18 protein-coding genes are annotated in these 21,265 nt (G+C 38.6%); 4 read left to right on the top strand and 14 right to left on the bottom strand.

Annotation, left to right across the window (positions count from 1 at the left end; all coding sequences use genetic code 11):
- Positions 1-134: 134 nt before the first annotated feature.
- On the top strand, positions 135-3,680 hold the full coding sequence (locus AC27E9_RS05655; protein WP_487128068.1) for a hybrid sensor histidine kinase/response regulator: 3,546 nt from the start codon (positions 135-137) through the stop codon (positions 3,678-3,680).
- Between the two features lie 13 nt (positions 3,681-3,693).
- On the opposite strand, the gene AC27E9_RS05650 is transcribed toward AC27E9_RS05655, so the two are convergent.
- The 3 genes from AC27E9_RS05650 to recA all read right to left on the bottom strand — a co-directional run bounded on the left by AC27E9_RS05650 (position 3,694) and on the right by recA (position 6,840).
- Positions 3,694-4,344, bottom strand: coding sequence for a response regulator transcription factor (locus AC27E9_RS05650; protein WP_487128066.1), 651 nt, complete (start codon positions 4,342-4,344; stop codon positions 3,694-3,696).
- Positions 4,345-4,514: 170 nt separating this feature from the next.
- Positions 4,515-5,633, bottom strand: a complete 1,119-nt coding sequence (locus AC27E9_RS05645) for an XdhC family protein (protein ID WP_487128064.1) — start codon at positions 5,631-5,633, stop codon at positions 4,515-4,517.
- A 181-nt stretch (positions 5,634-5,814) separates the two neighbouring features.
- Positions 5,815-6,840: a recombinase RecA gene (gene recA, locus AC27E9_RS05640; RefSeq protein WP_487128062.1), complete on the bottom strand. Its 1,026-nt coding sequence runs from the start codon at positions 6,838-6,840 to the stop codon at positions 5,815-5,817.
- Between the two features lie 342 nt (positions 6,841-7,182).
- Here recA and mutS point away from each other — a divergent pair, with 342 nt between their 5' ends.
- Positions 7,183-9,750, top strand: coding sequence for a DNA mismatch repair protein MutS (gene mutS, locus AC27E9_RS05635; RefSeq protein WP_487128060.1), 2,568 nt, complete (start codon positions 7,183-7,185; stop codon positions 9,748-9,750).
- 106 nt (positions 9,751-9,856) lie between these two features.
- On the opposite strand, the gene rpoS is transcribed toward mutS, so the two are convergent.
- The 10 genes from rpoS to AC27E9_RS05585 all read right to left on the bottom strand — a co-directional run bounded on the left by rpoS (position 9,857) and on the right by AC27E9_RS05585 (position 17,087).
- Positions 9,857-10,786, bottom strand: a complete 930-nt coding sequence (rpoS, locus tag AC27E9_RS05630) for an RNA polymerase sigma factor RpoS (protein ID WP_487128059.1) — start codon at positions 10,784-10,786, stop codon at positions 9,857-9,859.
- Between the two features lie 86 nt (positions 10,787-10,872).
- Entirely contained in the window at positions 10,873-11,721 is an 849-nt protein-coding gene (locus AC27E9_RS05625) for a peptidoglycan DD-metalloendopeptidase family protein (protein ID WP_487128057.1), read from the bottom strand.
- Between the two features lie 17 nt (positions 11,722-11,738).
- Positions 11,739-12,317 carry a YqaA family protein gene (locus AC27E9_RS05620; RefSeq protein ID WP_487128056.1) on the bottom strand — a complete coding sequence of 193 codons (579 nt, stop codon included), beginning with the start codon at positions 12,315-12,317 and terminating at the stop codon, positions 11,739-11,741.
- A gap of 3 nt (positions 12,318-12,320) precedes the next feature.
- Positions 12,321-12,998, bottom strand: coding sequence for a protein-L-isoaspartate(D-aspartate) O-methyltransferase (locus tag AC27E9_RS05615; RefSeq protein WP_487128054.1), 678 nt, complete (start codon positions 12,996-12,998; stop codon positions 12,321-12,323).
- The gene (gene surE / locus AC27E9_RS05610; protein WP_487128053.1) at positions 12,995-13,747 is read right to left on the bottom strand and encodes a 5'/3'-nucleotidase SurE; all 753 of its coding nucleotides are present in this window, start codon (positions 13,745-13,747) and stop codon (positions 12,995-12,997) included. The genes AC27E9_RS05615 and surE overlap by 4 nt, the downstream gene beginning before the upstream one ends.
- Before the next feature lie 2 nt (positions 13,748-13,749).
- Positions 13,750-14,865, bottom strand: a complete 1,116-nt coding sequence (gene truD / locus AC27E9_RS05605; RefSeq protein WP_487128051.1) for a tRNA pseudouridine(13) synthase TruD — start codon at positions 14,863-14,865, stop codon at positions 13,750-13,752.
- Positions 14,865-15,353 carry a 2-C-methyl-D-erythritol 2,4-cyclodiphosphate synthase gene (ispF, locus tag AC27E9_RS05600; protein ID WP_487128049.1) on the bottom strand — a complete coding sequence of 163 codons (489 nt, stop codon included), beginning with the start codon at positions 15,351-15,353 and terminating at the stop codon, positions 14,865-14,867. The genes truD and ispF overlap by 1 nt, the downstream gene beginning before the upstream one ends.
- Positions 15,350-16,063: a 2-C-methyl-D-erythritol 4-phosphate cytidylyltransferase gene (gene ispD / locus AC27E9_RS05595; RefSeq protein ID WP_487128047.1), complete on the bottom strand. Its 714-nt coding sequence runs from the start codon at positions 16,061-16,063 to the stop codon at positions 15,350-15,352. Before ispD ends, ispF begins: the two co-directional genes overlap by 4 nt.
- Entirely contained in the window at positions 16,063-16,368 is a 306-nt protein-coding gene (gene ftsB / locus AC27E9_RS05590; RefSeq protein WP_487128045.1) for a cell division protein FtsB, read from the bottom strand. The genes ispD and ftsB overlap by 1 nt, the downstream gene beginning before the upstream one ends.
- Before the next feature lie 86 nt (positions 16,369-16,454).
- Positions 16,455-17,087 carry a hypothetical protein gene (locus AC27E9_RS05585; protein WP_487128043.1) on the bottom strand — a complete coding sequence of 211 codons (633 nt, stop codon included), beginning with the start codon at positions 17,085-17,087 and terminating at the stop codon, positions 16,455-16,457.
- A gap of 294 nt (positions 17,088-17,381) precedes the next feature.
- Between AC27E9_RS05585 and upp the strand changes: the two genes are divergently transcribed.
- On the top strand, positions 17,382-18,008 hold the full coding sequence (upp, locus tag AC27E9_RS05580) for a uracil phosphoribosyltransferase (RefSeq protein ID WP_487128041.1): 627 nt from the start codon (positions 17,382-17,384) through the stop codon (positions 18,006-18,008).
- A gap of 89 nt (positions 18,009-18,097) precedes the next feature.
- Positions 18,098-19,360 (top strand): uracil-xanthine permease family protein, encoded by a 1,263-nt coding sequence (locus AC27E9_RS05575; RefSeq protein WP_487128039.1) that lies wholly within the window; start codon positions 18,098-18,100, stop codon positions 19,358-19,360.
- Positions 19,361-19,480: 120 nt separating this feature from the next.
- Here AC27E9_RS05575 and norR read toward each other — a convergent pair whose 3' ends face one another.
- Positions 19,481-21,082, bottom strand: coding sequence for a nitric oxide reductase transcriptional regulator NorR (norR, locus tag AC27E9_RS05570; protein ID WP_487128038.1), 1,602 nt, complete (start codon positions 21,080-21,082; stop codon positions 19,481-19,483).
- Between the last annotated feature and the right edge of the window lie 183 nt (positions 21,083-21,265).

Here is a 21,265-nt window from a genome sequence, read left to right as displayed (position 1 = left end):
GACAATTGGCAATAAGACTTAGCACCATGCGCTTAGTCCTTTAGTCTTAACTTAAGTGCAATGGCTTGTGAGGAAAATTAGCAACCGCTAATATAGAGAAAAATTACCGTTTAAAGCATCAACAAAAGGACACTATGTTTTCGAATTGGTTATTAGTAAGTGTCAGTATTGGCTACATAAGTTTGTTATTCCTTATTGCATATTTAGGTGGGAAATATCGTCACAAACTCGTTGAGAAACAACATGCGATAATTTATGCGCTGTCACTAGGAGTTTATTGTACCTCGTGGGGTTTTTTGGGTACTTCCGCGCAAGCAGCGAATAGTTCTTTTACCTACATTTCAGTGTATTTAGCACCAATATTGTTATTTGTTTTTGCTTGGCCATTTATCCAACGTATTATTAAAACCAGTTTACAATTAAAAATAACCTCCATTGCCGACTTGCTTTCAGCACGTTTTGGAAAATCGCAAAGTTTAGCACTCATTGTTACCTTAGTTGCCTTAATTGGCACTCTGCCTTACATAGCATTACAGCTTAAAGCCATTGTATATTCATATAAAATACTGCAACAAAACCAAGATTTCCCCATTTGGCAGCTAGGCCTTATTGTTAGTATTATTCTTGCTGGCTTTACCATTATATTTGGCATTCGAACTATCGATGTTACTGAGCGTCACCCTGGCGTTATGATAGCGATTGCCTTTGAATCCGTAGTAAAACTGATTGCCTTTTTAATGGTCGGTGTTTTTGTTTCTTTCTTCATTTATGACTCGCCAATCGATATTTGGCAACTCTCGCAAGATCACGTTTCACTAAGCCAGCAATTTCAGAGCAACAACCTTATTGGCATGGTCGGCTTACTGATAATTGTGATGTCGGCATTTCTTTGTTTACCACGACAGTTTCAAGTGATGTTTGTTGAAATAAAAGAACAAAAAAACAGTAATATTGCGCGCTGGCTTTTACCCCTCTATATTCTAGTATTCGCGTTTTTTGCGGGTCCCATAGGCCTTGCTGGCACTTTAAATTACGGTCAATCTTTAGAAGCCGATGCTTATGTATTATTTTTGCCTGCTTATAACGGTCAAGTATGGTTGTCATTATTCGCCTTTCTCGGCGCAGTTTCGGCCGCAAGCTCTATGGTTATAGTGTCAACTATTGCTTTGAGTACCATGCTCAGTAACGAAATTGTTTTCCCACTAATGTTTAAGTTATCTCCACGCAAACAACACGATTTTTTACATTTTCAGTCAAGACTTTTGCGTATTCGCAAAGCACTCGTTATTACAGTAATTACCTTAAGCTATGGCATGTTATTGCTATCTCCCCCCGACACACTGGCTTCTTTAGGTGAAGTAGCATTTGGCGCTATAGCACAAATTGGCCCTGCACTACTAGCGGCATTTTTCTGGCAACGAGCGACACAAAAAGGGGTACTTTGGGGTATTTCAAGTGGTTTTTCTATTTGGGTATTATTTAATTTATTACCTCAACTTGGTTTCTATCAGCACCCATTAGCTAGCTCAAATTTGCCAGCAACAACCATCATCACTTTGCTTGGGTTACTCATTAATATTATTGTAATGACTATAGTATCTTTGCTAACGCGACAAGGTATTCGTGAAGAAATGCAAAGTAAGTTCTTCTACAAAAAAGACCAAAAACAACTTTCTCACTTACCTAAACAACCGAAAGTTGATATTCGAGAACTTGAATATTTAGTTGCGCGCTTTATTGGTCAAGACAAAGCAAAAGATTGCTTCAATGAATTTAATCAGAAGAACAAAAATAGAAAACATAAGTCGTATAACGAAGCTCTATTACTTCATGCAGAAAATACATTAGCGAGTGTTATGGGTTCTGCTTCTGCTAAATTAGTGATTTCCTTTGCCTTAGGTGGACGAGATATCGCTTTTGATCAAGTAGCTAAAATTGTTGAAGATAACTCCACTCAACAATTAGAATTCAGTCGCTCAGTATTGCAAGGTGCCATTGAAAATACCAGTGAAGGCATTTCTGTTATCGATGGCAACCTAAATTTAGTGGCATGGAATAAACAATATTTAGATATTTTTAATTACCCAAATGATTTTATTTATATTGGCTGCCCAATTAGCCAGCTTATTCGTTATAATCTCAGCCATCAAAAACGTTATGTACACGATATTGAGGAGCAAGTTGCCAAACGATTACAATTTATCAGGGTTGGCAGTAAGCACAAATCTGAACGAACTTTATCCAACGGCAAAATAATTTCTATTGAAGGTAACCCAATTCCTGGTGGCGGGTTTGTGATGATTTTTTCAGACATTACGGAGTTTCGGCGTGCAGAAAATTATTTGAAAGAAGAAAATACCGATTTAGAAAGCCGTGTGCTAGCACGTACAAAAGAGTTAGAACTAGCCAATCTAGAATTAGAAAAAGCTAACCAAAACCTCGCTAATGCACAACTTAAAGCTGAGCAAGCACACCTAAAGAAAAGCCAATACTTACGTGCCTGTAGTCACGACTTATTACAGCCTTTATCTGCGGCTCGGTTATTTTCATCTGCAATAAGACTGAGCTCGAAAGTTTCAGAGCAGGAAAAGGAGCAAATCAAACAGATAGACAATTCCTTAGATATTGCCAATAACTTGTTGCTCGACTTAAATGAAATTGCACGTATTGAAAGCGGTAATATAAGCCCTGATATTTCAGTAATTTCAGTAGAGCGCTTATTCACTATGTTACAAACCGAATTTTCCGCACTCACTAACGATTTTAAGATTGATTTTCACTGCCAGTCGAGCAAGTTGTTTATTAAAAGCGACTTAACATTACTGGCTCGAATTGTACAAAACTTCCTCAGTAACGCCTTTCGCTACGCCAATAACGGCAAGGTATTACTGGGGTGCCGACGTAAAGGTCAACATTTATGTATTCAAGTTTTAGACAATGGTCCTGGTATTCCTGTTGATATGCAGCAACAGGTATTCGAACAATTCACACAATTATCAACAAAAATTGTTGGCCCTAAAGGCTTAGGGTTAGGATTAAATATCGCACAAAGCTTAGCTAATATTCTTCAGCATAAACTTGGCTTAGTATCCAAGTCAGGACAAGGCTGTTTATTCAGTGTAGAGGTGCCAGTTGTTAGCCCTCCGAAACAAAGGCAAATGAGTAAAAACAGTGCAAGTTCAACCTTACAAGGAGTTGGCGTATTATGTATTGATAATGAGGTTGAGGTTATCTCTGGAATGAAGGATTTACTCTCAGCATGGAAGTGTCGTACTTTTACCGCCACAAGTGCAGAAAAAGCTATTGAGCTTTACCTGCAACATGAAGAAGATATCGATATTTTATTAGTTGATTACCAATTAACTGATGAAGAAGTAATAGTAAATAATAAACCAGATTCACACATTAATTCTAAGTTAATGAGTCAGCCTCTTAAGCAAAAATCGACAAAAGATTTCAATGGCATAGAGCTTATTCGTTACTTGCGCGAAAAAAGTTACTCTCCGTTACCGGCAATTTTGATCACAGCGACAACAGATGAATTGATACAAAAACACGCTCAACAAGCTGATATAGGTTACTTACGGAAAATAATTAAACCATTGGCGTTACGTGCACTAATGAGCTCGCTATTAACTAAAAAGCTTGAGCAAAATTATATTTCAGACAATTTTCACTAGCGTTTAGCATTCATTAAGAAGTAAAAGATGCATTGGCCATTTGTCGCTCGTTCAGAAAAATGACCGCTTGCGTACGACTTTTTACGCCTAGTTTTAAGAAGATAGTGCTGGCATGGCTTTTAATTGTTGACTCAGATAAGCCAAGCTCATAAGCAATTTGCTTATTTAGCAAGCCATCAGCAAACATAAAAAGTATTTTATGTTGCTGTGGAGTTAGTGACGCTAGCTTATCTTCCTGCTCCACAATTTCTTCTTCAGAGCTATAAACACCTTCAGGTGTCCATAATTTACCTTGAATAACATCATTAATTGCTTTAATCATTGCCGGTACTGGCGTTGATTTAGGAATAAAACCAGCAGCACCGAAACTCATAGCTTTGTTAATAGTTTCAGGCTCTTCAAAACCAGAAATAACAACAACACCAATATCGGGGTATTGCCGCCTTATATTGCTCAACGTGTTAAAACCATGTGCGCCAGGGATATCAAGATCAAGTAAAATAAGGTCGATATCAGCACTTTCAGATAACTTCTGCTCTAGCTCAGGAATGGTTTCCGCTTCAAGTAAATGTGAGCAAACGAAACTAGATTTCAGCATCAACGACAATGCTTGCCTAAAAAGAGGATGGTCATCTGCAATGATGATCTTAGTATTTGATGTCATTTTATTTTAACCTAATAATGATCTTTTCATTTTAACCAACTTTACACTTGGCATAAGTTAGCTTTAACCCAATAACGTATCAATATTATAGAGTACGTCAACGAAGAAAATCATAAACTAGACTAAAGGACTAAGCATTGATATTAAATTTAAGGAATTTAATCTAAGGCTTAACTATTAATAAACTTACCGGATAGTGCCAAACCACTGCGATTATGCAGAACACTGTGACATTGTGCGAGTATTGATAAAGCAATTGATTCGGGCAAGTCACCACCGATATCAAAGCCTATAGGGCCATTAACGACTCTAGATAACCAAGCTCTGTCGTCAATAAGGCTTAATTCTTCTACATTACTTCTTCGCTCAAGCGGTCCCAGCAAACCAATATACTTTGCCTGATTCGTTTGATGTAATAATTTCAGCCAAGCAGCATCTAACGTTAAATTATGCGTCATCAAAACTGCTCCATCAAGTTGATGGAATTGCTTTAAAAGTTCTATATTCTCTGGGTTGAATAGATCTTCCGGGCGAATTCTGAAAATATTATCAGCATCTTTGAAGACATTATTCCTAGCATAACTTGAACGATGATCAACAACGGTAAGTCGCCAACCTAATTTAGCCGCCATAGAAACCATAGGCACAGCATCAGAGCCTCCACCAAAGACCCATAAGTTGAATGGTGCCGATATTTTTGTCAGTGAACATTCAGTTTGTTCAACAGTAATATTTCTATGAGAATGATTTAACGTTATTGTTCGTGATAGGGATTCAATCTCAAGTTCAACTGCCTCTTGAGCTGTGCTCATTAGCCACTGACCTTTACTATCAAGTAACGCAATATGATTGAGTTGTTCTTGCTTCTCATCTGATGCTATAAATGCTTGTTGCATATAACTAGCAACACCACTTTTCATACGTTGAAATAACTGAGTAAAAAGCTCTCTATGTTGCAATGTCAAATACTGCAAAAGAACCCCTATTTTACCTTTGCATCCAACACCAAGCTCAGCAGCATAACCATCTTCTTCACGCATATCATATTCGACATACTGCGCTTGTTTACTATCGAGTACTTTCTTCGCATGTAAAACAATATTTGCTTCTAAACAGCCACCACTAACCAAGCCATAAGATTGCCCTAAACTGTTCACCAGCATGACTGCACCGGGAGAACGGTAACTAGAGCCTTCCTTATTAACAATAGTTGCTAACACCCATTCAAACGCATCACTTTGATTCAAGTAATGCTCTAAAAGTGCAAAATGGCCATGATTTTTTAACAAATAATTACTCTCTTTTTTAACATTCAACAATATAGACCGTTGAATCATCATAACAAGTTCAAAACTATTTCACAGCGCAATAAATTCTGTAATCGATACTTTAGCTTATGTAATTTATGAAATCATAAAGCAAAAAAGCCACTTTTCAGTGACTTTTCATTATCTCAAAAGCAAGTTAAAACTATTTAGCTGGTTCTTCAATTGCTTCAGCAGGTTTATTTTTTGATAAAAACACTTCACGTAAGCGGGTATCAATTTCTTGTGCTATTTCAGGGTTTTCTTTTAAAAACTTAGCGGCATTTGCTTTACCTTGGCCAATCTTATCGCCTTTATAGCTATACCAAGCACCAGCCTTTTCAACCATTTCGTTTTTAACACCTAAGTCGATTAATTCACCTAAGTTGTTAATACCTTCACCGTATAAAATTTGGAACTCAACTTGTTTAAATGGAGGAGCAATTTTGTTTTTAACGACTTTAACGCGAGTTTCATTACCAACAATTTCATCACCGTTTTTAACTGCACCAATACGACGAATATCTAAACGAACAGAAGCGTAGAATTTTAAAGCATTACCACCTGTAGTGGTTTCTGGGTTACCAAACATAACACCTATTTTCATACGAATTTGGTTGATGAAAATCATCATAGTATTTGATTGTTTTAGGTTACCGGTTAGCTTACGCATAGCTTGTGAAAGCATACGTGCTTGTAAGCCCATATGAGAGTCACCCATATCACCTTCAATTTCAGCTTTTGGTGTTAATGCCGCAACCGAGTCAACAACAATAACGTCAATAGCACCTGAGCGCGTTAACATGTCACAAATCTCAAGCGCTTGCTCACCCGTATCTGGTTGTGAAACGAGTAAGTCATTAATGTTTACACCTAGTTTCTCTGCATAAATAGGATCAAGTGCGTGTTCAGCATCAACGAATGCACAAACTTTACCGTTACGTTGTGCTTCAGCAATAACTTCAAGCGTTAGTGTTGTTTTACCACTTGATTCAGGACCGTAAATTTCAACTACACGACCTAAAGGTAAACCACCAGCACCCAATGCAATATCTAAACCTAGCGATCCTGTTGAAATAGTTTCAACATCCATGCTGCGGTTATCACCTAACTTCATGATTGAACCTTTACCAAATTGACGTTCAATTTGACTTAAGGCAGCGGATAATGCTTTTTCTTTGTTATCGTTCATTTTGTGCTCCACAATGATTTAGGTGGTTAATTCGTTTCGATGACGCAAAGTATACTGTATAGTCGTACAGTATCAAGTTTTTTATCAAATTATTTTTTTACCATCTAAAATAAAAACAAAGGAGACTTTTTAACAATTGAAAAATAAAGAGTTTTCAAACAATAGTAACTTTTTATATTTTTTTATAAAAAAGTTACTATTACAATTAACAGTGCTTATACAGGTGTTTCATTTTGCTAAGTGCAGGCTAAATTTTATTAAAATAATAAGATCTAAATGCTTGCCTTATGGCATAATCTCTTCACTCAATACATTGATGAATTTACGAGTTAGCACATTTCAATGACAACAATAACACCAGATCTTTCTGCGCATACACCAATGATGCGTCAATACCTCACCATCAAAGCAGAATTTCCTAATATATTGATTTTTTACCGTATGGGTGATTTTTATGAATTATTTTTTGATGATGCCAAAAAAGCATCTGATCTTTTAGATATTTCATTAACTGCTCGCGGAAAAACAGGTGGTAATGCTATACCAATGGCGGGTGTTCCATATCATGCTGTAGAAGGGTATCTAGCAAAGTTAGTGCAACTTGGTGAATCTGTTGCAATTTGTGAACAGGTTGGCGACCCTGCCACCAGTAAAGGGCCCGTTGAACGTAAAGTTGTTCGCGTAGTGACACCTGGTACGGTTAGTGATGAAGCGTTACTTACCGATCGCCAAGACAATTTAATTGTTGCCGTTCATCAAACACAACAAGGCTTTGGCTTAGCATACTTAGATATGACTAGTGGTCGCTTTGTGTTGATTGAGCCAAGCACCGAAGAACAAGTATTAGCTGAACTACAGCGATTATCGCCAGCAGAGTTATTATATCCTGAATCATTATCAGCCAATAATATTATTACAGGCCGTAAAGGTTTACGCAGACGTCCTGACTGGGAATTCGACCTAGAAACGAGTAAAACCTTACTTAATAAGCAGTTTGGTACTAAATCACTTTCAGGTTTTGGTGTCGACAATAAACCATTGGGCATTTCTGCTGCAGGTTGTTTATTTCAATATGTGAAAGATAGCCAACGTACGGCATTACCCCATATTCGCTCGATTATTGCAGAGAATGCATCAAGTGCTGTTATTCTTGATGCTGCAACGAGGCGCAACTTAGAATTAACTCAAAATCTTCAAGGTGGCTTTGAAAATACCTTAGCTGCCATTCTAGATAAAGCTGCCACGCCGATGGGTTCGCGACTATTAAAACGTTGGTTGCATTTTCCATTACGAGATCTCAACACGTTAAATAACCGACAAAATGCAATTGAAGAGTTATTACAGCAAGATTTGAGTTTTGAATTGCATAGTAATCTAAAGCAATTTGGCGATATAGAACGTATTGTCGCGCGAATTGCTCTGCGCTCTGCCCGACCACGAGATTTTGCTCGCTTACGTAATGCTTTAATTCTATTACCTGAATTACAAAACATATTACAAACATGTCAGCAAACACATTTGTCAGCATTAAGCTCTCAATGCCAGCCTTTGCCTAGTATTCAAAACTTATTATCAAGTGCCATTGTTGAAAACCCACCTGTATTGATTCGTGATGGTGGTGTTATTGCGCCCGGATATAATCAAGAATTAGACGTGCTACGCGACTTAAGTGATGGTGCAACTGAATTTTTAGCACAACTTGAAGAGCGAGAAAAAGCCCGTACAGGTATTCAAACATTAAAAGTTGGTTACAACAAAGTGCATGGCTTTTACATTGAAATTAGTCGCAGTGCTGCTAATGAGGTGCCTGACGATTACATACGTCGACAAACACTTAAAAACAATGAGCGCTTTATTACGAATGAATTAAAACAACATGAAGAAAAAGTATTATCAGCACAGAGTAAATTTCTTGCACTTGAAAAACGTTTGTATGAGGAATTGTTTGATAAAATTTTACCTGAATTAGAAAGCTTACAATTTTTAGCACAATCATTATCTGAAATTGATGTATTGAATACTTTTGCCGAGCGTGCAGAAACATTAAATTACGTCAAACCAGTATTACAAGAAGAGAGTGGCATTAACATTGAAGCTGGTCGTCATGCGGTTGTCGAGCAAATGACTACAGAGCCATTTATCGCCAATCCAGTAGTACTAACCGATAGCCGTAAAATGCTCATAATTACTGGCCCAAACATGGGTGGTAAATCAACTTATATGAGACAGACTGCACTTATTGTATTGCTTGCTCATATTGGTTGTTATGTACCTGCTGGAGCAGCTAATATTGGCATGGTCGATAGAATATTCACCCGTATTGGTGCTTCAGACGATTTAGCCAGTGGACGTTCAACCTTTATGGTTGAAATGACAGAAACCGCCAACATTTTACATAATGCCACAAATAAAAGTTTAGTGCTTTTAGATGAGATAGGTAGAGGAACCAGCACCTATGATGGTCTTTCGCTTGCATGGGCGTGTGCCGAAATGCTGGCACTAAAAACACAAGCATTTACTTTGTTTGCAAGCCATTATTTTGAATTAACCTTACTAGCTGAGCAAATTGATAGCCTTGCCAATGTGCATTTAGATGCCGTTGAACATGGAGATAGTATTGTCTTTATGCATGCGGTACAAGAAGGTGCAGCGAGTAAAAGTTTTGGCTTACAGGTTGCTCAACTTGCTGGTGTACCTAAGCCTGTTATTCAACGAGCAAAACAAAGACTATCTGAACTTGAAAATATGCAAGCTCCCTCAATAATGAATAATGAACCACAAGCGTTTGAGCAATTATCATTGATGGACACCAGTCACCCAATTGTTGATACTTTAAGTGCAACAGATGTGAATGATTTAAGTCCTAAAATGGCATTAGACTTATTGTATAAGCTTAAAGAATTAGTTTAAGTGTCTATTGTGCAGTTCAACTTATTGACTCATTACATAACTAAATAAAACAAAAAAACCAGCAATTGCTGGTTTTTTATTAGTAGCCGTTGTCTATTAAAACTCTCTATTGCGCTTGGAATAACGCCTCGATAGATAAGTCCTGTTGGCTTAAAATATCACGTAAGCGTTTTAACGCTTCCACTTGAATTTGGCGAACACGTTCACGTGTCAAGCCAATTTCAACACCTACATCTTCTAATGTTGCCGCTTCATAGCCAAGCAAACCAAAACGTCTTGCTAAAACTTCACGTTGTTTAGAGTTAAGCTCACCTAACCAGTCGACAATACTATGTTTAATATCATTGGTTTGTAGCTTTGTTTCTGGCCCACCCGACTTTTCATCAGGAATAACATCTAATAGAACTTTCTCACCTTCGCCACCAAATGGCGAGTCGACAGAGGCTATACGCTCATTCAGGCGTAGCATTTTACTAACACCTTCAACAGGTACGTCTAGCTCAGTGGCAATATCTTCAGCGGTTGGCTCATGATCAAGTTTTTGGACTAATTCACGTGCTGTACGTAAATATATATTAAGCTCTTTAACCACATGAATAGGTAAACGAATAGTACGCGTCTGATTCATAATAGCGCGTTCAATGGTTTGACGAATCCACCATGTTGCGTAGGTTGAGAATCTAAAACCACGTTCAGGATCAAACTTTTCAACAGCTCTAATTAAGCCTAAGTTTCCTTCTTCAATAAGATCTAATAGTGGAAGTCCGCGATTATTATAACGACGAGCAATTTTAACGACCAAACGCAGGTTGCTTTCAATCATACGTTTGCGGGATGGTTCATCGCCTTTAAGGGAAAGGCGCGAGTAGTAAACTTCTTCTTCAGCAGTTAATAACGGAGAAAAACCGATTTCACTTAAATATATTTGCGTTGCGTCTAAATTGGAAGGCGCTTCTTCAGGCATTGTAGCCTTACTATTTTCTGGCTTTTCCTTTTCTGCAACATCAGAACATTCTATTTGTTTTTTTATGCCCATGTTATATCTCCCACTATTAGCTATAGCTAAATTTACTGACTAAATATTCACGTTGGCTCCAATCTATTTCTGATAAATTTTTATTATTATTTCGGCAAATACTTCATAGGATTAACTGATTTACCGCGAAAGCGAACTTCAAAATGAAGCATGACTCTTTCAGCGTCTGTATCACCCATTTTGGCAATCACTTGACCGGCTTTCACAACTTGCTGCTCTTTAACTAGAATGCGATCGTTATGGGCATAAGCACTAAGATAATCATCATTATGTTTAACTATGACTAACTGGCCGTATCCTTGTAACGCATCACCGGCATAAACCACCTTGCCGTCTGCAGTTGCTTTCACCGAATCACCGCGTCGCCCCGCAATGTCGATTCCTTTATTCCCTTGTTTTGCGGTGGAAAATTTCTGAATAACTTTTCCTTTCGCAGGCCACTGCCATTTTCTAATTTTCTGCGAAAATGCAGCTTTTGGTTGCTGAGACTTTTTGCTTGTTTTTTGCTCAGTTACATTTCCACCATACTCCTGCTTTTTCTTCTGCGCAATAGGTTTTTTTATAACTTTTTGTTTTGATGAGTTAAAGCTTTTACTCTTAGCTTTATTTTTACTTGCGTTGCTGGAATTTTTGACTAAAAATAATTTTTGATTTGGAAAAATATTATAAGGTGCTTTTATATTATTTATACTTGCTAAAGTGCGAACATCGACATCTGCACGCCAGGCAATTGAATATAAAGTTTCACCTTTTTTGACTATATATTCACTTCCAGTAACGCTATTCTTTATGCGTTGGCTTAAAGGTAGTGAACCTTGAACATCAACAACTGGCGCTGGTTTACTGCGGCTAGAACAACCATTCAGTAGTAGCAATACGACTACTAATAACAAACTGTTCACTTGCAATAACTCGAACTTCATCCTTTTAGCCATAGTTACGTAAAGATCCTTTATCGAGTTGCTATATACGCAATAATAATTGCGCCTACAAGCAACCAACCCAATACGTCAACCCATTGTCTAATTTTTTGTTCCATTGGCGCTCCGCCCCAACGAATAACACCAGCAACTAAGAAAAATCGCATTCCTCGACCAACTGCTGATGCTATTAAAAATGGTAAAAAAGCCATTTGTAGAAAACCGGCACTGACTGTAAATAGTTTATAAGGGATCGGAGAAAAGCCCGCTAAAAATACTACCCATACACCCCACTCGCTAAACCAAGACATCGCTTTATCAAAGCGAGCTTGATAGCCAAACTCTGTTATTAATGGTTGTATCCAAGGTTCAAACATTAAGTAACCTAAACCATAACCAACAACTCCCCCAATAACTGATGCTGCTGTGGTTAGCGCAGCTAAACGCCATGCTCGCTCACGTTGTGCTAATACCATAGGCGCAAGTAATACATCCGGTGGTATTGGGAAAAAAACTGATTCTGCAAAAGTTAATATTGCTAAAATTCTAGGGGCAAATTTATGCTCTGCCCATTTAAGTGTCCATTCATATAATGCTGAAAATATTTTCACAAACTATCCTAATGCGCCCGGTACTAAAGGAACAAAGCGTACCGCTTCTACTTGTTGTTCTTTAAATTCATCGCCGTGGCGAGTAATAAGTTTTAAAATTTGGCTTTGCTCGCCAACGGGAATGATCAAGCGCCCACCATCAGCAAGCTGCTCTAATAATGCTACCGGCACTTCTGTCGGGGCAGCAGTCACTATAATAGCCTGAAATGGCGCTTTACTATGCCAACCCTGCCAGCCGTCACCGTGCTTCATTGAAACATTATGTAAATCCATCGAACGCAATCTTCTTTTTGCTTGCCACTGTAACGATTTAATTCGTTCAACTGAAAATACTTTCGGCGTTAGTTGTGCCAAAATTGAGGTTTGATAACCAGAGCCAGTACCTATTTCTAAGATACTCTCAGGAATACCGTCAGCAAGTAACAACTCTGACATTTTAGCGACAATATAAGGTTGAGAAATAGTTTGCCCTTGGCCAATCGGAAGAGCTGTATTGTCATACGCTTTATGAGCAAGTATTTCAGGAACAAATATATGGCGCGGAGAACGAGCAATGGCTTGCAATACTTGTTGGTTTTGAATGCCTTCACCCAGTAATTTTTGTGCCAGCAACTCACCACTTCGACTTGATTTACCGCCGATACTACTGCCTACTCTGGCATTGATATTACTTTGTTTCATATTGAGAGTTCATTAATCCATTCTGTCATTTGTGTCATGCTTTTATAAGCAGTCATATCAATAGTTAACGGTGTTATTGACGCAAAACCATTGGCAACTGCATGAAAGTCAGTTCCAACTCCTGCATCTAACTCTTGGCCAAGTGGCCCATACCAATAGATATCACGTTGCCAAGGATCTTGCATCTTTTTCATGGTTTCAGCTTTATGCCGATGTCCTAAACGCGTCACTTGTATTCCTTTAAGCTCGCTTAATGGCATATCTGGCACATTAATATTAATAATTTGGTCGCTAGGCAACGGGTGCGCTTGCAAACGTTCTATAAACCTAGCAGTTACTACTGCAGCGGTTTGAAAATGTTGTGGATTCTTAGATACCAAAGATACGGCTATTGCTGGCATACCTAAGTGTCGTCCTTCCGTCGCTGCTGCTACCGTTCCAGAGTATATGGTATCATCACCTAAGTTAGCACCGTGATTAATTCCAGCAACCACTAAGTCTGGAGCTGGCTGCATTAACTGCGTCGCCCCCAGATGCACTGAGTCGGTAGGAGTACCATTTACGGCCGTGAAGCCATTATCCATGGCTTGTGCTCGCAGCGGGTTTAGCAAAGTTAAAGAGTGACTAGCACCACTGCAATTTCTGTCTGGTGCTACAACCTTAACTTGGAAATACTTTACCAGCTCTTCGTAAAGGACTTTTATGCCTTCAGCATGAACGCCATCATCATTACTTAATAATATCCGCATAGTTATCCTTCACCGTGGTCTGAACTTCTATTTGATGAATCATTTACAACACGCTCTGTCATATCGGTATAATTAACCAACTCGCGCATAATAGTTGTAGCATAAGCACCTGCTGGTAAGAAAAAAGACAAGGTAACAACATCATCTTTGATCTTGATTTCAGGCTCTTTTACAACAATACGTGTTCGACGTCGCTCTTGCTTTAAACCAAAGCGCGGCAAACCTTCACAAAATTCTTGCTGATGTTTTGCAACGCTCTGCTCAAGTGTTAACGCGTCAGAAGTGGTCATTAACTCTCCAGCTCCCCACATAGGTGCAGTGATATCTATATCATGATTCAGAAGTCTTGCCTTTAAGCTTTCGTCAGTTTCTTGCGCTAGAAATACTGATTGAGTACCTGAAAGCATTAAAACATCACCATTAAGTAGTGTGTCGAAGTTGTTCTTCTTTATACGCTCACTAATAATTTGATTAAATATTAATGAGCGTGCGGCAGATAAATACATACCGCGCTTTTTCTTATCTTTAACTTTTCGGCCAGAAAACAAACTTAATGCTTTTTCAATATTCCCGCCATCAATACCAAAACGCTGCTCGCCAAAGTAGTTAGGAACCCCAAACTTACTTACCACGTGCCAGCGTCGAACTAACTCGTCAACATCGGTAACATTTCGTAGAGTAATTTCAAAACGATTACCTTCTAATCCACCAATACGAAGTTTTTTGTTATGACGCTTATAAGCCAAAACCTCAACACCTTCGATATTCAAATCACTTAAATCAAATACTTGTTTTCCGGGCACATGTACACCGAACCATTGCTCAGTTACTGCAAAACGGTCTTTTAAACCCGCATAGGATACAAGGGACTCTTTTATCGAAAAATATTGCGCAAGTTGTTTAGCTACAAATGCAGTATTAGCACCAGTTTTACGAATATGAATAAATAAATGTTCACCTTCACCGCAAGGTAAAAATGGTAACTTTTCAAACACTTTAAAATCAGATTTCTGACTACGCAATAAGCCTGTTGCTGTAGGCTTTCCATATAAATAGGCAAAACTTGGTAATGAATTAATAACTGGCTTTGCAACCTTTTCAATTGAATGTTCGGACATTAGCAACTCGTAGTATCAGCTTTCATCAATAAAACCACGGCATGCACCGATACACCTTCTTTACGGCCAACATAACCAAGCTTTTCAGTGGTAGTCGCTTTTACATTAACTTGTTCAATATCTGACAGCATGCCTTCAGCTAAAATCGTGCGCATAGACAGTAAATGCGGTGCTATTTTTGGTGCTTGTGCACAAATGGTAATATCAGCATTACCTAGGCGGTAACCCCTTTCTTTCATTAAACCAACAACATGGCGCAATAAAATACGACTAGAAATATTTTCATATTGGCCATCAGTATCAGGAAAATGATTGCCAATATCAGCTAAACAGAGTGCACCTAAAATAGCATCGCATAAGGCGTGAATAGCAACATCACCATCCGAGTGAGCAACAAAGCCATAATCATAAGGAATTTCAACGCCAGCTAAAACTAACGGGCCTTCGCCACCAAATTTATGGACATCAAAACCATGACCTATTCTCATATTGCCTCTACTTCATTTTGTTGTTGCAAAATAAACTCAGCCAATGATAAATCTTCTGGCTGGGTAATTTTAATATTATCACTGCTAGCACTGACTAAGCCGCTAGGGTAATCAAAAGCTTCCATCGCAGATGACTCATCAGTTATTTCAATGTTTTGTGCTAATGCCCTAGTAATTGCTGTAGTTAACTCTTCAGTTTTATACATTTGAGGAGTTAAGGCATGCCACATATGGCTGCGGTCTAATGTTTTATCTACTACGCCTGTTGAACTAGCAAGTTTCATGGTATCTCGTACTGGCGTTGCTAAAATTCCACCATGATCATTACCGACACAATATTCCATCAAACGAGTTAAGTCTTGATGTTGAACACACGGTCGTGCAGCGTCGTGGACTAAAACCCAAGGTTGCTGTATGACATTTAGGCTTAGCAAACCTGCTAATACCGAATCAACACGCTCGTTACCACCAATGACCTGAGTGACATTGCTATTACTTGCAAGAGTCGTAGTAGGGAAATATTCGTCATTTGCGCCTAAGGCAATTACAACGTGCGAAATAGCCGGATGACTCAATAGACGTAAAACGGTATGTTCTAAAATGGTTCTGCCATCAATGGTTAAATATTGCTTTGGGCAAGATGAACGCATACGTCTACCGACACCAGCAGCGGGCACTACTACAACATACGGCCCTAAAGAGTGGTTCATTATCGCAATCGTTCCTTTTTATTGGTATCGGAATCATTAGGAATAACACGGAAAAACGTTTCGCCCTGTTTTATCATGCCTAATTCATGGCGAGCACGCTCTTCAATTGCCTCTGTACCAGACTTTAAATCATCGGTATCGGCATAGAGCAATTTATTGCGTTGTTTTAACTTATTATTATTAACTTGTTGGCGTGTCACTTCTTCTTCTAACGCCAGATAGTCAGGTATGCTATTTTTACCAAACCAAAGTCGGTATTGCAGTAAGGCAAAAAAAATAATCAAAATTGCTGTGATCAGCCGCATAAACTATCTATATTCAAGGTTTAAATACTAATGATAGCTATTATAAGTGTGTACCACCTGCTGTAAACACCCCAAGGCATTTAATATTAATTGTTTACCTTATTTGGCTGCTTAAAATTACGCCAATTAATTGAGCAAGACAGCAAAAGTTCACGTAATGAAGGAATAACGGGCTGTACTTTTCGGGCATTTTGCCAACAATGTCCTGCACATGCAGCAGTCATCACTCGCTTATTTGGTTTTAGCAAGTAATAACGTTTATCTCGCGCTTGCTGCTCAATTAAATTAAACCAACCGTAAACGTTGGTACGAAACCTTTGCTTTGTTAAATCAACTCGGTCAATGCAATCAAGAATAACCCCACTTTCGGTCGCTATTGGTACTACTAAGCCATGTGCTAATTTTTGCTCTTGATACCATTTTAAAACATTATCTTGATAATTTTTCAGCTGACTAGTGGATGGATGCGTCGCCGTTTGTTTAGCTGACCAACTGGCATTTTGAATATCTAAATCTAATGGGCTTTCAGCATTTAATAGAGCGTGTGCACTGCGCTTCACATAATAAGGCAGACTTTTAATGCGCCCTTGTAAACCTGCTGGACTTGCAAAATCACCACTTGCTAAAATTCGTAACTCTCGCTCATATAAGGCATTACAAAGTTCAGCAAAGTCTGCTGACACTTGCTCTGGTTGCCATAATAGAGATTGAGTTACCATGAAATTAACTGCTGTTATAATTTTCTGATGATAATTTAAGCATACTTGATTGTTGTGTAAAGATAAAATAGCTAAAAGGCATTTGTATATTAATTAACGCTAAAACATTTAATTGATCACCGACAAAGCCCTATTAAAAAATAAATTATAAAATGTTCTGCACTAATCCTATGTGACTCAAAAATTGAGTCTATTAAGTGTATAAAATTGTTATTTTCATCTTACTTTTAAGTACATTACACCACAGATGGCATATAATATGACAAATATTTCCATCAATTTCTGGAGCAAACGATGAGCGTAATCGAAGTAAACCATCCCCTTATTCAACACAAACTTGGCCTAATGCGCGAAGGTGATATCAGTACTAAACGTTTTCGTGAGTTAGCAGCTGAAGTTGGTAGCTTATTAACGTACGAAGCTTCAAAAGATTTTCAACTTGAAACCAAGACCATCAATAGCTGGAATGGTGAAATTCAAGTTGAGCAAATTAAAGGTAAAAAAGTTACTGTTGTACCTATTCTACGTGCTGGTTTAGGTATGATGGATGGTGTATTAGAGCTTATTCCTAGCGCTCGTATTTCGGTTGTTGGCATGTACCGTAATGAAGAAACATTAGAGCCAGTTTTCTACTTTGAAAAATTAGCAGGTCAAATTGATGAGCGCTTAGCATTGGTTATTGATCCTATGCTAGCTACTGGTGGCTCTATGGTTGAAACCATTAATCTTTTGAAAGAACGTGGCTGTAAAAATATTAAAGCCTTAGTGTTAGTTGCTGCGCCAGAAGGTATCGCTGCATTAGAAAAAGCACATCCTGATGTTGAGCTTTACACTGCCTCTGTTGATGATTGCTTAAATGATGCGGGTTACATATTGCCGGGCTTAGGTGATGCTGGTGATAAAATATTCGGCACTAAATAAGTTTGTTGGCTTGGTAAATAACCAACATTTCATCATATGCGTTTAAACCACTTAACTGCCAGCTTGCTGGCAGTTTTATTGAGTAAAATATGACTTCAGAAAATAACTCAACCGACAATTTCAATAACCAATCACTATTTAAAGAAGTACTTACTGGCACACAAATGCTATTTGTTGCCTTTGGCGCGTTAGTATTAATGCCGCTTCTTACAGGCTTAGATCCAAATGTTGCCCTGTGTACGGCAGGTATAGGCACGTTATTATTTCAATTGGTTACTAAACGGCAAGTGCCGGTTTTCTTAGCTTCTTCTTTTGTTTTTATTGCTCCTATCATGTATGGCACACAAACATGGGGCATTCCGGCAACCATGGGTGCTCTAGCCGTTGTCGGCGTTGTTTACGCTTGCTTTAGTGGCATCATTCGCATGCGAGGGACTGGATTTATTAGCAAATACTTGCCCCCTATTGTTACCGGCCCAATCATTATGGTGATTGGCTTATCACTCGCACCGGTTGCTGTTCATATGGCACTTGGGCGAACAGGAGATGGTTCAGCGCAACTTATTGATCAATCACTCGCATTAAGCATTTCTTTGCCTGCATTATTAACAACGCTGTTAGTTTCTGCCTTTAGTAAAGGTTTTATGCGTTTAATGCCAATTTTAGCAGGCATTATTGTTGGTTATTTACTATCGCTCTATCATGGTATTATCGACTTTACTCCTGTTGAAAATGCAGCTTGGTTTGCAGTACCAAAGTTCACTACTCCTGAATTTAATTGGCAAGCTATTGTTTACATGTTACCGATTGCCATCGCCCCAGCCATCGAACACATTGGAGATGTATTAGCTATAAGTTCAGCAACAGGTAAAGACTACATTAAAAAGCCAGGCTTACATCGCACATTACTCGGTGATGGCGTTGCAACGACTGCCGCTTCAATGTTAGGTGGACCACCAAATACTACTTACTCTGAAGTGACTGGCGCGGTTATGTTAACTAAAGCTTTCAACCCAAGAATTATGACATGGGCAGCTTGTGCAGCCATAATAATGGCATTTGTTGGCAAATTAGGTGCGCTTTTACAAACCATACCAGGTGCAGTAATGGGCGGTATTATGATGCTATTGTTTGGTTTAATCGCCAGCGTTGGTTTAGGCAGTTTAGTGAAAGCAAAAGTTGATTTTGACCAACCAAGAAACTTCATTATTTTCGCCGTTGTACTAGTTTTTGGTATCGGTGGTATGGCGCTAAATATAGGTGGTTACAGCATTCAGGGTATCAGTTTATGTGCCTTAGTAGCGATTGGCCTAAACTTACTTTTACCGAAAGAAGAAGTTAAAGGTGCTTAACCTTTAAATGAAACTAACACACTAGTTTTTGCTAAAGCCTGAGCATACCTACTCAGGCTTTTTCATCTCTATATTTCATCAACAAACAATTCATCAACAAATAATTCAATGAATTCAAAGCTACTGAATTTTCTTAATAACTTTAATGTCCAATCTTTTTGCAATGCGATTTAAATTAGCTCTATCTGTAGATAACGTACGAGCCGCCGCTGCCCAACTTCCTTGGTTTTGTTCAAGCGCATCAATTATAATACCTCGCTGAAATTGCTCAGTTGCTTCTCGTAAACTACAACCTTCAAACAAATCTTTGCTTTTTGATAACGGCTCTGATGAAAGCGCTATATTTGCAGGTAACAGCTCAGTCTCGTCATCAACCTGAATATTTATAAGTGAACCACAGTCGGTTTGGTTAATAGCAATAATTGCCTTACCTTTTTGACGTGCCCTTGCTTTTAATGCTGCACGACTGATCACATGTTCAAGCTCACGAACATTTCCAGGCCATTTATATTGTTCAAGGTGCTCAATTGCTTCAATTGAAAGTTTCAGTTGCTGAATACCGAGCTTTCGACGCGTTTGCTCAACAAAATAACCACTTAATACTTGTACATCACCAATGCGCTCATACAACTTAGGCACTCTAATCGGATAAACACTTAACCTGTGATACAAGTCAGCGCGAAAACGACCACCTTCAGCTTCTTCACGCAGATCTCGATTAGTTGCCGCAACAATGCGAACATCAACTTGCTCGACATTATCTTGCCCAACCGGTTGTATTTCATTATTTTGAATGGCTCGTAAAATCTTGCTTTGTGCGGCTAAAGGTAATTCACCAATTTCATCTAAAAATAATGTGCCGCCGCTGGCAAGGGAAAACTTACCAGCTCGATTTTTATCTGCACCAGTAAATGCGCCTCTAACATGGCCAAATAATTCACTTTCGATCAAGTTCTCTGGCAGTGCCGCGCAGTTAACGTAAACCATAGGACCGTTTTGTCGTAAAGACTTTTGATGTAATGTACGAGCGACAAGCTCCTTACCGACCCCAGTTTCTCCGTAAATTAGAATATTAAAATCTGAACTTGCGACAATATCCAGCTCTTGCTTTAATTGCTGCATTATTGGGCTTTCGCCAATAAGTTCACCACCGTCACGCTTCCAAGCTTCCTCGGTAAGCTCTGCTACCACACGCTGTGAATGATCAGCTTGTAGCTCTAATTGCTCAATCAAAAGAGCAGTATTAAGTGTTGCTGCAGCAATAGCTGAAATAACCTCAAGTGTTCGCTCAGCAATATCTTCAAATTCATGGGGCGTTAGGCTATCAATGGTTAATAACCCTAGCAATTTATCATCATAATACAGTGGTAAGCCCATACATGAATGCACAGGTAAATCGCCTTCCCTATCCACTAATAATCCATCATATGGATCTGGCAATGGAGAGTCCGCAGCAAATCGAATTGGTAATTTAGAGCGACAAAGTTGCTCAAATCTAGGGTGTTCATTTACTAAAAAACGTCGTCCTAACGTATCACGGCTAAGCCCTTGCAGTGCCAATGGTGTTAATACATCACCTTTAAATGACAGCAATGCAACAGCATCACAGCTAATAGTTTTTCGCACAGTATCAAGCAGGCGATCAAACCTATCTTTTCGATTTAAACTGCTCGTTAAATCGACGGCTAATTCAATAATGGCAGTTGATGATATCTGACTCATCTCAATCCTATAAATACAAACCTCACATAAAAATAACACACATGTGTCTTTATGACTACACAAAAATAGAGTCACTTTGACTACAGGAAAGAAACAAAAACCATAACATATTGATAACTAATAGATTAAAAACATGGCACCAGCTTTGCTATATCTATCATGAACCGTACGGTATTAAAAAAT

This window comes from Colwellia meonggei (genome assembly GCF_057537295.1).
Note: the sequence above shows the minus strand (reverse complement) of the source record. Positions and strands in the feature narration are given on the sequence as shown.